At 45.8% G+C, this 13464-nt stretch carries 9 protein-coding genes and 1 pseudogene; 2 read left to right on the top strand and 8 right to left on the bottom strand.

The annotated features are described in order from the left end of the window. Nucleotides 1–166: 166 nt before the first annotated feature. The 6 genes and pseudogenes from csrA to ZX61_RS09245 all read right to left on the bottom strand — a co-directional run bounded on the left by csrA (nucleotide 167) and on the right by ZX61_RS09245 (nucleotide 6836). Nucleotides 167–364: a carbon storage regulator CsrA gene (gene csrA / locus ZX61_RS09220; RefSeq protein ID WP_004415691.1), complete on the bottom strand. Its 198-nt coding sequence runs from the start codon at nucleotides 362–364 to the stop codon at nucleotides 167–169. A gap of 92 nt (nucleotides 365–456) precedes the next feature. Then, nucleotides 457–1644 (bottom strand): aspartate kinase, encoded by a 1188-nt coding sequence (locus tag ZX61_RS09225; RefSeq protein WP_049844349.1) that lies wholly within the window; start codon nucleotides 1642–1644, stop codon nucleotides 457–459. Nucleotides 1645–1840: 196 nt separating this feature from the next. Next, nucleotides 1841–4423 carry an alanine--tRNA ligase gene (gene alaS, locus ZX61_RS09230; protein ID WP_049844350.1) on the bottom strand — a complete coding sequence of 861 codons (2583 nt, stop codon included), beginning with the start codon at nucleotides 4421–4423 and terminating at the stop codon, nucleotides 1841–1843. Between the two features lie 142 nt (nucleotides 4424–4565). Beyond that, nucleotides 4566–5030 (bottom strand): annotated as a pseudogene (recX, locus tag ZX61_RS09235) (recombination regulator RecX). A gap of 73 nt (nucleotides 5031–5103) precedes the next feature. Continuing rightward, the gene (recA, locus tag ZX61_RS09240; protein WP_049844351.1) at nucleotides 5104–6150 is read right to left on the bottom strand and encodes a recombinase RecA; all 1047 of its coding nucleotides are present in this window, start codon (nucleotides 6148–6150) and stop codon (nucleotides 5104–5106) included. 191 nt (nucleotides 6151–6341) lie between these two features. Further along, on the bottom strand, nucleotides 6342–6836 hold the full coding sequence (locus ZX61_RS09245) for a CinA family protein (RefSeq protein WP_049844352.1): 495 nt from the start codon (nucleotides 6834–6836) through the stop codon (nucleotides 6342–6344). A 127-nt stretch (nucleotides 6837–6963) separates the two neighbouring features. On the opposite strand from ZX61_RS09245, the gene mutS reads away from it, so the two are divergent. Next, nucleotides 6964–9501 carry a DNA mismatch repair protein MutS gene (gene mutS / locus ZX61_RS09250; protein ID WP_049844447.1) on the top strand — a complete coding sequence of 846 codons (2538 nt, stop codon included), beginning with the start codon at nucleotides 6964–6966 and terminating at the stop codon, nucleotides 9499–9501. 74 nt (nucleotides 9502–9575) lie between these two features. Here the strand turns inward: mutS and lptG are convergent, their stop codons facing one another. Together lptG and lptF are read right to left on the bottom strand one after the other, a co-directional pair. Next, a complete protein-coding gene (gene lptG, locus ZX61_RS09255; protein WP_049844353.1) occupies nucleotides 9576–10646 on the bottom strand; it encodes an LPS export ABC transporter permease LptG in 1071 nt (356 codons plus the stop codon). A gap of 3 nt (nucleotides 10647–10649) precedes the next feature. After that, nucleotides 10650–11753 carry an LPS export ABC transporter permease LptF gene (lptF, locus tag ZX61_RS09260; RefSeq protein WP_049844354.1) on the bottom strand — a complete coding sequence of 368 codons (1104 nt, stop codon included), beginning with the start codon at nucleotides 11751–11753 and terminating at the stop codon, nucleotides 10650–10652. 191 nt (nucleotides 11754–11944) lie between these two features. On the opposite strand from lptF, the gene pepA reads away from it, so the two are divergent. Further along, nucleotides 11945–13453: a leucyl aminopeptidase gene (gene pepA / locus ZX61_RS09265; RefSeq protein WP_049844355.1), complete on the top strand. Its 1509-nt coding sequence runs from the start codon at nucleotides 11945–11947 to the stop codon at nucleotides 13451–13453. Nucleotides 13454–13464: the final 11 nt, after the last annotated feature.

Raw genomic sequence — 13464 nt, forward strand, 5'->3', positions numbered from 1 at the left:
ATTACGATTTACCAAAAATATGTCAAACATTTTCTTGGCAAAAATAGCAAAAAGTCATTCAACCGTTGGCTATTTAATCAAAGCGATGTTAATTCGCTCTTTTTCCTATGTTTAGTTGCCTTTGCCGCACAAAAAAGGCTGACAAAATGTCAGCCTCTTCGTGTAATTAGTAGTTGCCTGATGCAACGTTACCATTACCTTTTTCTGCCTGAATGCGCATGTAGATTTCTTCACGGTGAACAGACACTTCTTTAGGTGCATTTACACCAATACGTACTTGGTTACCTTTAACACCTAGTACAGTTACTGTTACTTCATCACCGATCATGAGAGTTTCGCCAACGCGGCGAGTTAAAATTAGCATTCTGTGCTCCTTGAGTAATCTCTGATTTATCTTGCTACGCGGCTATTATCCAACAAAAGTTATATTTTCGTAAACTCTATTGTGGCTCGAATCTAGCCTAAAAAGGCATGTTTTTGTCGGCAGTCGACTGGCTCCGCAGAAGTTATGTAAGCATCATGCAGTATGTTAGCCGCTTTGTCGACACATTCTGGTAACAGGACAAGCATCAAAGATTGTGGATTAACTGCGTAGTGCTCAACCTCAATCCCCTGCTCCGTCAACAACGCGTATGATCTTTCAACCAGTCCTTCGACATGTAGACCAACTGCTGTTAGTAAGCTTACTGAGTCACTATTACGGATTTTGTCACCGAAAACCAGTTCCAGTTTTGCATAAGCGTCGTGTTTTATCACTACACCTATCCATTCTGCATGCTCGATCACATTCCAAATTGTGACGCCTAGCATCTGGCACTGTTTTTTCATACTGGCTAAGGCATCTTTTTCAATTCTGATCAAACACATATCGCGTTGAATAGCGACGCCACACACCGCAGACTGGCACTCTTCACCTTTAACCAAGCTGCCAGCGTTGACATCGAATGTCGATAGTACCCGCAAAGGTACATTGTTTTTCCATGCATACTGGACTGAAGGTAGATGCAGAACTTTAGCGCCTTTACGTGCCATCTCTTCCATCGAAGGGAAATCGATCACATCAAGCTTCTTTGCATTAGAAACCACGCGCGGGTCACAAGTATAGATGCCATCTACATCAGTAAAAATCTGGCATTCGTCAGCATTGAGCGCACCTGCCAGCGTAACTGCGCTGGTATCAGAGCCTCCTCGACCAAGTGTAGTGATATCCCCGTTATCATTCACACCTTGAAAACCTGCGACTATCACTATTTGATCCTGTTCAAGGAGTTGAGTTATCGCAGTCATCTCAATATGTTTAATCGTTGCGTCATTGTGTTGGTTGTCCGTCACAATGCTCGCTTGTGCTCCGGTAAGTGAACGTGCCGCATAGCCAAGTTTATTCAGAGCCATTGCAAGCAGTGCCATCGACACCTGTTCACCAGCAGAGAGCAAAACATCAAGTTCTCGGGCAGTAGGTACACTGTCTACCTGCTTAGCCAAGTCCATTAATCTGTTTGTTTCACCAGACATTGCCGATACGACTACGACAACTTGAGTACCATCATTTTTCGCCTTTATGATGTGTTCAGCAACCTTATGGATTCTTTCAATTGAACCCACAGAAGTTCCGCCAAACTTTTGCACGATAAGGGGCTTTTTCACCAGTCTTCACCTTCCCAAGACCAAAGTCTCATTCGAACCACATTCAATATGTTGAATATTACTTGTGGTAGTTATAACAAAAACCAAGTGACTTACTTGATGTTCATTGTGAGCATCAATTAAAGCACTTGGTTGTCAGAAAAAAATTACGCTCAATCAAATAACTGATTGAGCGTAATAATAGTTCAATTTTTAATTACAGACGTTCTTCTAGCCATGGTTGCACAGACTGAATAGCATCAGGCAGAGCAGCAACGTCCGTGCCACCTGCTTGAGCCATATCTGGACGACCACCACCTTTACCACCAACTTGCTCAGCGACCATCTTAACTAGGTCGCCCGCTTTTACTTTGCCAATAAGATCTTTAGTCACGCCAGCAATTAGGCCAATCTTATCGTCGTTGATGTTAGCCAGCAGAATCACGCCGCTACCGACTTGGTTTTTGATGTCATCAACCATGGTACGTAGGTTCTTGTTATCAGCGCCTTCTAGAGCCGCTACCAATACTTTAGTACCGTTGATATCCTGAACTTTACCCATGATGTTTGCGCTTTCCGCTGCAGCCATCTTGTCTTTAAGTTTCTGAATTTCTTTCTCTAGCGATTTAGCTTTTTGCGCCGACTCAACAAGCTTCTCTTCGAACTTAGCTTGTTGAGCTTCGATTGCATCTAGTGCCGCTTCACCTGTTACAGCTTCGATACGGCGGATACCTGCTGCGATACCACCTTCAGAAGTGATCTTGAATAGGCCAATATCACCCGTGTTTGATGCGTGGATACCACCACAAAGTTCGGTAGAGAACTCACCCATTGATAGAACGCGAACCTCATCATCATACTTTTCGCCGAATAGTGCCATTGCACCTTTCTGCTTTGCTGACTCGATGTCCATTACGTTAGTTTCAATAACGTGATTGCGACGAACTTGAGCATTCACTAGGCGCTCAACTTCTTTTAGCTCTGCTGGAGTTACCGCTTCTAGGTGTGAGAAATCGAAACGTAGGTTTTCAGGTTTAACTAGCGAGCCTTTCTGCGTAACGTGCTCACCCAGTACTGAACGTAGCGCTGCGTGTAATAAGTGAGTTGCAGAGTGGTTGAGAGAGATCGATGCACGACGCTCAGCATCAACAGTCGCCTCTACCTCATCACCTTTCGCTAGAACGCCTTCTGTAAGAACACCGTGGTGCGCGATTGCATTACCTAGCTTCTGAGTATCTTCCACTTTGAATAGACCAGATTCAGTTTTAAGCACACCAGCATCACCACACTGACCACCTGATTCTGCGTAGAATGGCGTTTCACCAAGGATGATGATTGCTTTATCACCCGCCGATAGAGATTCAGCCGCATCACCTTCAACGAAAATTTCTGCTACGTTGCTCTTACCTTGAGTACCTACGTAACCACAGAACTCTGAGTCTACGTCAGACTTAATAGTTGCGTTGTAGTCAGTACCGAATTGACCCGCTTCACGAGCACGTTGACGCTGCTCTTCCATCGCTTTCTCAAAACCAGCTTCGTCAATCGCAAATTCACGCTCACGAGCCACATCGTTAGTTAGGTCAGCAGGGAAGCCGTAAGTGTCGTAAAGCTTAAATACTGTTTCACCGTCCAGCTCTTTGCCTTCTAGTGCATCTAGTGCTTCATTAAGGATAACCATGCCACGCTCTAGTGTGCGACCAAAGTTCTCTTCTTCGATGCGAAGTACTTTCTCAACAAGCTCTTGCTGTTTCTTAAGTTCTTCAGCAGCGCTACCCATGACTTCAGCAAGTACGCCCACAAGTTTGTGGAAGAATACGCCTTGTGCACCAAGCTTGTTACCGTGACGAACTGCGCGACGAATAATACGACGCAGGACGTAACCGCGACCTTCGTTTGAAGGCATCACACCATCAGCGATAAGGAATGAACAAGAGCGGATGTGGTCAGCAATCACGCGTAGCGATTGGTTCGATAGGTCTTCGTGACCAACGATCTCTGCTGTCGCTTTAATTAGCTTTTGAAATACATCGATTTCGTAGTTTGAGTGAACGCCTTGCATGATTGCAGAAATGCGCTCAATACCCATACCTGTATCAACAGCAGGCTTAGGTAGTGGCTCCATTGTGCCGTCGGCATGACGGTTGAACTGCATAAATACGTTGTTCCAGATCTCAATGAAACGGTCACCGTCTTCTTCAGGTGTACCAGGACGACCACCCCAGATATGCTCACCGTGATCGTAGAAAATCTCAGTACATGGACCACAAGGACCTGTGTCACCCATTGTCCAGAAGTTATCTGATTCGAACTGCTTACCGCCTTCTTTATCGCCGATGCGTACGATACGATCAGCAGGCACGCCTACTTTCTTGTTCCAGATATCGAATGCTTCGTCATCTGTCTCGTATACCGTAACCAACAGACGATCTTTTGGTAGTTGTAGAGTTTCCGTTAGAAATTCCCAAGCAAAAGCAATCGCGTCTTCTTTGAAGTAATCACCAAAGCTAAAGTTACCTAGCATTTCGAAGAAAGTGTGGTGACGAGCTGTGAAGCCAACGTTCTCTAAGTCGTTATGTTTACCACCCGCACGTACACAACGCTGAGCCGTAGTTGCTCGTGTGTAGGCACGTTTTTCGGCGCCTAAGAAGCAATCTTTAAATTGGTTCATACCTGCGTTTGTAAATAGCAGGGTCGGATCGTTATGCGGAACCAACGATGAACTGTCTACGATTTGGTGTCCTTTGCTTTCAAAGAACTTAAGGAACGCGTTACGAACCTCATCAGTGCTCATGTACATGCAGCTCTTCCTGAAAATAGTCGAGTTAGAATTTTGCGCTATTGTAGATCATGGTTAGCGCTACGACTAGTTTTCTTGTAGAAAAGAGCTTTTCGCTTGAGGAATTGAAACTAAATAGTCAAATTGAAGGGAGTTTTAACTTTCAATCCTCGCTTTCTGAGCTGAGTGCATAGCTGATTTGCTCAAAGCTATAGCCTCGATACTGGAGAAAGCGCACCTGTTTGGCGTACTCTTTTTGGTCTTTCGCTTACATTCCTTTAAATTTCTTCTCTGCAGCACTTTTAGCGAGTTCAAACCAATCTTGCGGCTCTTCTTCTATGGCTTTTTCAATCACTGATTCTGCAACTCGCTTTTGATTCAGCTCTTGGCGAATGCGGCGCTCACCATGTCCTTTATAGACATGCTGTCTCACTTGGCTTTTAGCGTAACGAAGATCATCTAAATAATTATTATCTAAGCAAAAATTGATCGCCTCTTGAATAGCGTCATCTTCGTAACCTTTCAAGCTGAGCTTCTGATACATCTCATACTCACCATGATCGCGGCGACTGAGTAGTTGAATCGCTGCTTCTTTACTCGATAGTGTTGGGGGTTTTCGTTGAAACATGTCGGATTAAATTCTCATATTCTAAATACGACAAAGCCCCGCATAAGCAGGGCTTTCTATTCAAAAAGTAGTGTTACAGTTCTTCTTGCTCTGGCATTTGGCCTAGTTCAGCATCATCTGGCTGAACTTCAGCTGGCGAAAGCAACAATTCACGTAGTTTAGTATCGATAGTCTTTGCTGCTTCAGGGTTTTCACGTAGGAACTTACCTGCATTCGCTTTACCTTGACCAATCTTATCACCGTTGTAGCTGTACCAAGCACCTGCTTTCTCAATAAGCTTGTTCTTAACACCGAGGTCGATAAGCTCACCTTCACGGTTAAAGCCTTGGCCATACAGGATTTGCGTTTCAGCTTGTTTAAACGGTGCAGCGATCTTGTTCTTAACTACCTTGATGCGAGTTTCGTTACCGACAACTTCGTCACCTTCTTTGATAGAACCAGTGCGGCGAATATCAAGACGAACAGATGCGTAGAACTTAAGTGCGTTACCACCCGTGGTTGTTTCAGGGTTACCAAACATCACTCCAATCTTCATACGGATTTGGTTGATGAAGATACACATACAGTTAGATTGCTTTAGGTTACCTGTTAGCTTACGCATAGCTTGAGAAAGCATACGCGCTTGAAGACCCATGTGGCTATCGCCCATTTCACCTTCAATTTCTGCTTTTGGAGTAAGCGCTGCAACCGAGTCGACAACCATTACGTCGATAGCACCTGAACGTGCTAATGCGTCACAAATCTCTAAAGCTTGTTCACCCGTATCTGGCTGAGAAACTAGTAGAGCATCAATATCAACACCTAGCTTCTTAGCATAAACTGGATCAAGTGCGTGTTCCGCATCGATAAAGGCACAAGTTTTACCTTGCTTTTGCGCTGCAGCAATACACTCAAGTGTTAGCGTCGTTTTACCTGATGATTCTGGGCCGTAGATTTCTACGATACGGCCCATCGGAAGACCACCAGCACCTAATGCGATATCCAAAGAAAGTGAACCTGTAGAGATTGTTTCTACATCCATTGCGCGGTTATCACCTAGGCGCATGATTGAACCTTTACCAAATTGCTTTTCAATCTGACCTAGCGCAGCGGCAAGTGCTTTCTGTTTGTTCTCGTTCATCACTTTCTCCAAATGACTCATCTATTTCGTGCTGATGATTATCAATCTAATTCTTCCGTTCAGCCATGTTACTGAACAATCAATGCAAGTCATTATACTGTTGATTCATACAGTGTCCATACCTGTATGGCTTTTTTTTAACTTTTGGTGATATCGTCCTAATTTTAAAGGTATTTAAAATTTTAGGTTGTTCAGATATCTCTTGCGAGCAATTCTGCGTGCAGTACTTTTAAGGCATGTTCAACCGCCTGTTGACGAACTTGTGCGCGGTCACCTGATAAGCACAGTGTTTCGACTTTTTTCCAACCAATTGAATCGGCCCAAGCAAAACAAACGGTTCCTACTGGTTTTAACTCTGTGCCTCCACCTGGGCCTGCGATGCCACTAATTGAAACACCAATATTGGCATTTGAGTTATGGATTGCGCCCTCAACCATCTCAACGACTGTCTGTTCACTGACAGCACCAAATTGCTCGAGTGTTGCTGCTGATACACCTAGCATCTCCATCTTGGCTTCATTGCTATAGGTGATAAATGCACGATCAAACCAAGCTGAGCTGCCCGCAATGTCGGTAATTGCCGCAGAAACACCGCCACCAGTACAAGATTCCGCAGTAGTCATAACTAATTTATGATGATTTAGCAACGCACCTAGCTGCTGTGACAAAGTTTGCTGTGATTCCATGTCTAAAACCCCTTATTACACCTTTTCGCCCTTTGGCTATTGACGTATCCTAAGCCGCAATAGAAATAAACGAAAGATCCCAACTGTGAAAGCGTTACCTGAAAAAGAAAAGCAAAAACACACGCCCATGATGCAGCAATATCTCAAGCTCAAAGCTGAGAACCCAGATATCTTGCTGTTTTATCGTATGGGGGATTTCTACGAGCTTTTCTACGATGATGCTAAGCGAGCATCTCAACTACTCGATATTTCACTGACTAAGCGAGGCGCTTCTGCTGGCGAACCCATCCCTATGGCGGGTGTACCATTTCATGCCGTGGAAGGTTATCTGGCAAAGCTGGTTCAACTCGGCGAATCTGTTGCTATATGTGAGCAGATCGGCGATCCAGCCACAAGTAAGGGGCCTGTAGAGCGTGCTGTCGTCCGCATTGTTACGCCAGGTACTGTGACCGACGAAGCACTACTGTCTGAGCGTTTAGATAACCTTATTGCCGCTATCTATTATCACGACGGCAAATTTGGTTATGCCACCTTAGATGTCACTTCAGGTCGATTCCAATTGATGGAGCCGCAAACCGAAGAAGCGATGGCTGCAGAGTTACAACGCACCTCACCACGTGAACTGCTGTTCCCGGAAGACTTTGAACCTGTCCATCTAATGTCTTCTCGCAATGGTAACCGCCGTCGCCCAGTTTGGGAGTTCGAACTCGATACCGCTAAGCAGCAATTAAACCAACAGTTTGGTACTCGCGATTTAGTTGGCTTTGGGGTTGAGCATGCCAACCTAGGTCTATGCGCGGCAGGTTGTTTGATCCAATATGTCAAAGATACCCAACGTACCGCACTACCACACATTCGCTCACTCACTTTTGACAGACAAGATCACTCTGTCATTTTGGATGCAGCGACGCGACGCAACTTGGAAATTACTCATAATCTTGCCGGTGGGACCGACAACACTTTAGCTGAAGTGCTCGATCACACAGCCACTGCAATGGGCAGTCGCATGCTAAAGCGTTGGTTACACCAACCAATGCGCGATATCGATACTCTAAATCATCGTTTAGATGCAATTTCTGAGCTGAAAGAGATGTCTCTGTTCGCCGACCTTCACCCTGTACTTAAGCAGGTTGGTGACATTGAACGTATTCTGGCTCGCTTAGCTCTGCGCAGTGCGAGGCCACGAGATATGGCTCGCCTTCGTTTTGCCATGCAGCAACTGCCTGAGCTGGCAGAGTCAATGGGATCACTAGCCCACCCATACTTAGTGAAACTGGCGCAATATGCAGCACCAATGGATGAAGTGTGCGAGCTGTTAGAACGAGCAATTAAAGACAATCCACCTGTCGTCATCCGCGATGGAGGGGTGATTGCCGAAGGCTATAACTCAGAGCTCGATGAGTGGCGTAAATTGGCTGACGGTGCCACCGAGTACCTCGAACAAATGGAGCAGGACGAGCGTGAACGACACGGTATCGACAGCCTAAAAGTGGGCTACAACAATGTACATGGCTTCTTTATCCAAGTCAGCCGTGGTCAAAGCCATCTCGTTCCTCCTCATTATGTTCGCCGTCAGACACTAAAAAACGCCGAGCGTTACATTATTCCTGAGCTCAAAGAGCATGAAGATAAAGTGCTTAACTCTAAATCGAAAGCACTCGCTCTGGAAAAGCAACTATGGGAAGAGCTATTTGATCTCTTAATGCCTCACCTAGAACAAATGCAAAACGTCGCTTCTGCGGTGTCGCAAATCGATGTACTGCAAAACTTAGCGGAACGTGCAGACAGCCTAGATTACTGTCGTCCAACTTTGGCTAAAGAAGCGGGCATCCATATTCAAGCAGGTCGTCACCCTGTGGTTGAGCAAGTTATGGATGACCCATTTATTGCCAACCCAATTGAGCTAAACCCGCAACGTAAAATGTTGATCATTACTGGTCCGAACATGGGCGGTAAATCAACATATATGCGCCAAACTGCGTTGATTGCGCTGATGGCACACATAGGTTCTTATGTGCCTGCCGAATCGGCTCAAATAGGCTCGATAGATCGCATTTTTACCCGTATTGGTGCTTCTGACGATCTCGCCTCTGGACGCTCTACCTTTATGGTTGAGATGACAGAAACGGCTAACATTCTACATAACGCAACAGCCAACAGCTTGGTACTGATGGATGAAATCGGTCGTGGCACCAGTACTTATGACGGCCTTTCTCTCGCTTGGGCCAGTGCCGAGTGGCTAGCTAAAGAGCTTGGTTCAATGACCTTGTTTGCCACCCACTACTTTGAGTTGACCGAGCTACCCAACCAGATCCCACACTTAGCAAACGTTCACCTAGATGCGGTCGAACATGGTGACAGCATTGCCTTCATGCACGCAGTCCAAGAAGGGGCTGCAAGTAAGTCTTACGGTCTTGCCGTTGCAGGTTTAGCGGGTGTACCTAAGAGTGTGATTAAAAACGCGCGCGCTAAGCTGACACAGCTGGAACAATTGGGCCAAGAAGGTGAAGGTTCACCTCGTTCAAGCGCAGTAGACATCGCCAACCAACTTAGCCTGATCCCAGAGCCAAGTGAGGTTGAAGAAGCGCTTTCTGCAATAGACCCTGATGACCTAACACCAAGGCAGGCACTAGAAGAACTTTATCGACTGAAAAAATTGATGTAATAACTAATGCCATAAAAACAAAACGGCAGCCAATTGGATTGGCTGCCGTTTTCTTTATTGTAAAAGTCTTAAGCTTAAAGCTTCCTGCGTAATAGCATCAATGCAACAGTTAAAAACACGATACTTGGCATCACAGCACCAAACACTGGCGGGATGTTATAGACCAAACTGAGTGGGCCAAAGAACTCACTCGAAATATAGAAAGTAAACCCAGCTACAACGCCCGATAGAATACGTGCCCCCATGGTCACACTGCGCAGTGGACCAAAGATAAATGACAACGCCATCAACATCATCACTGCAATTGAAAATGGCTGAGTTACTTTACGCCAAAAAGCCAGTTCATAGCGTGACGGATCTTGCTCAGACGCTTTCAGGTAGGTGACGTAATCGTACAAACCTCCGAGTGATAGCTCTTCTGGTTTAACGGTGACCACCGCAAGTTTGTCTGGAGCCAAAGAGGTCGTCCAACTATATTTTGGTAGACTTTGCTTAGAGATTTCTACCTCATCAACCATTTCTGTCACTTGGACGTCTTTCATCATCCAAGTGTTATCAGACACATACTCCACTTCTGCTGCATAAACCACACTTTCCAAGCGCTTGTTTTCGTCGTAACGCCACATGTTCATGCCATAGATCTTGTCGTCTTCGACCTTACCGATAAAGATAAAGTCATTGGCATCACGTGCCCAAACCCCAGTTCGCACTGACATAATCGCCCCGCCAGAGGTCGCAAATGCACGTAAGTCACGTGCCGCTTTCTGAGCTTGAGGGGCTCCCCATTGACCGAGCAAGGTCACCATAATCATTAGTGGAATTGCGGTTTTCAGTACCGATAAACCAATGTCTAACTTCGAGAAACCTGCCGCTTGCATAACTACCAGCTCAGAGCTAGAAGCTAGCATGCCAAGACCGATCAAGGCTCCAAGCAGTGCCGCCATTGGGAAAAACATCTCAATATCACGTGGAATACTTAGCAAAACAAACAGCAAAGCCTGCAACAAGTCATAAGTACCCTCACCCACTTTACGCAACTGTTCGACGTATTTAATGATGGCAGAGAGGCCGACAAAGGTTGCCAGCACCAAAGATGACGTGGCGATAATAGTTCTACCTATGTAGAGATCGAGAATCTTAAACACGACTTACGCTGCCTTTTTTCTTTGTCTTAGTTTGTCTTTGAAGCGACGAACAGGAATACTGTCCATTGAGTTAATACCAATTGCAGTCAATAGTAGCGCGGCATTAATAGGCCACATCCCAATGAAGGTCGGAATAGAACCGTCTTCTATCGCTGACTTAGTGGCACTAATCGCCAAGAAGTAAGCAAGATAGATCAATATCGCAGGGCCCATTTTTGCAAATCGCCCCTGACGTGGGTTAACTGCCGAAAGCGGTACTACCAACATAGTCAACAGTGGAATACAAATCACCAGTGAGATACGCCATTGAACTTCGGCTTGGGCGCGAGGATCTGAGTTCTTTAGTAGTTTGAGAGTTGAAATAGCTTCCCAGTCACGACCTTTTGGTTTCACATCACGCTGACCAATCAGTCCTTCGTACTGGTCGAAATCAGTCACCATATAATCAACACGTGTTGGAACCCCTTCATAGCGAGTGCCATCATACATACGAATCACTTGTCGACCATCGCTCAACTCTTTCACTTCACCTGATTGAGAGAAAGAAACGCTCGGTAAAATCGAGTCACGTGGACGCATTTGAGCAACAAATACATGCTTGAGCTTCTTACCGTCAATATCGTCAATGAAGACTACGGAAGAACCGTCTGGTGTACCTTGGAAGTGGCCTTTTTTAAGCAAGTCGACGCTGTTCTCAGCTTCCACTTCTTCTTGCAGTTTAACCAGTTGGTCTTGGCTATAAGGAGCAAAAACGAATGAGTTAAAGCCCGCGACAACACCGGTAATCACGGCAAGGTACAAGGCAGCTCGGATCAAGAACTTATTACCGATCCCCGTTGCATTCATCACGGTTATTTCACTTTCAGCGTACAAACGGCCGAAAGTTAGCAAGATCCCTAAGAAAAGACTCAACGGCAACATCAACAGTCCCATCGAAGGCATGCTTAAAGCAACATAGTGCATGACCAAACTGGCGGGAATGTCTCCATCCGTAGCATCGGCCAAAACTTTGATCAATTTTTGGCTAAGGAACACTAAAAACAGGATAAAAAATATCGCTAATTGGCTTTTGAGTGTCTCGCGGATCAAATATCTAACAATAATCACGCTGAAATTACCTATACAAAACTTGTTTTTTTAATTGAATCACTATAATTTCCCGTTGAACCTTTTATTTTTTAAATTTTTGGCTAACTGTTAATGCGCTTATTTAAGGATAGTTCCGAGTAAGGAATCAACAAGTAAGACTGCATTATCTAACATTTAGTTCTATTTGTCTTCAGGATGTAGGAGTACGCATGGAGTTCAGTGTAAAAAGTGGCAGTCCAGAGAAACAGCGCAGCGCATGTATCGTTGTAGGCGTGTTCGAGCCACGTCGCCTTTCTCCAGTTGCCGAGCAGCTAGATAAAATCAGCGATGGCTATATTAGTTCACTACTTCGCCGTGGTGATCTAGAAGGAAAACCGGGGCAGATGCTACTGCTTCATCAAGTACCAGGCGTCCTATCTGAGCGCGTTTTACTCGTAGGTTGTGGTAAAGAGCGTGAATTGGGTGAACGTCAGTACAAAGAGATCATCCAGAAAACCATCAATACTTTGAACGAGACAGGTTCTATGGAAGCCGTGTGTTTCCTCACTGAGCTGCACGTTAAAGGGCGCGATACTTACTGGAAAGTTCGTCAAGCTGTTGAAGCAACAAAAGATGGTCTGTACACCTTCGACCAATTCAAGAGCCAAAAGCCAGAGACTCGTCGACCACTACGTAAACTTGTGTTTAACGTCCCAACACGTCGTGAGCTAAACCTAGGTGAGAAAGCGATCGCACACGGTCTAGCCATCTCTTCTGGTGTTAAAGCATCTAAAGATCTTGGCAACATGCCACCGAACATCGCCAACCCTGCTTACCTTGCTTCGCAAGCTCGTCGTCTAGCTGACGACTACGAAACAGTAACGACCAAGATCATTGGTGAGCAAGAGATGGAAAAGCTGGGCATGACCTCTTACCTAGCGGTAGGTCGTGGCTCTAAGAACGAATCTATGATGTCTGTCATGGAGTACAAGGGCAACCCAGACTCAGAAGCGAAACCAATTGTACTGGTTGGTAAGGGGCTAACTTTCGATTCAGGCGGTATCTCACTCAAGCCTGGTGAAGGTATGGATGAGATGAAGTACGACATGTGTGGTGCGGCATCTGTATTCGGAACCATGAAAGCACTAGCTAAACTCAACCTACCTATCAACGTCGTCGCGATCCTTGCGGGTTGTGAAAACATGCCAGGCAGCAATGCTTACCGCCCAGGTGACATCCTGACAACGATGTCTGGTCAAACAGTAGAAGTGCTTAACACCGATGCTGAAGGCCGCCTAGTATTATGTGATGCACTAACTTACGTTGAGCGTTACGAGCCTGAGTGCGTGGTAGACGTTGCGACCTTAACTGGTGCATGTGTTATTGCACTAGGTCATCACATCAGTGGCGTTATCTCAAACCACAACCCACTTTCTCACGAACTTGTCAATGCGTCGGAGCAAGCAAGCGACCGCGCATGGCGTCTACCTATGGCAGACGAGTACCACGAACAGTTGAAGAGCCCATTTGCTGATATGGCAAACATTGGTGGTCGCCCAGGTGGCACTATCACTGCAGGTTGCTTCTTATCCAAGTTCGCCAAAAAGTATCACTGGGCGCACGTCGATATCGCAGGTACTGCGTGGAAATCAGGTGCAGCGAAAGGCTCGACTGGCCGCCCGGTCTCAATGCTTGTCCAGTTCCTGCTAAACCGCAGTGGCCAAGAGACAGAGGAATAATCCTCACCGTC

The organism is Vibrio sp. VPAP30 (genome assembly GCF_001188205.1).
Taxonomy (GTDB): domain Bacteria; phylum Pseudomonadota; class Gammaproteobacteria; order Enterobacterales; family Vibrionaceae; genus Vibrio; species Vibrio bivalvicida.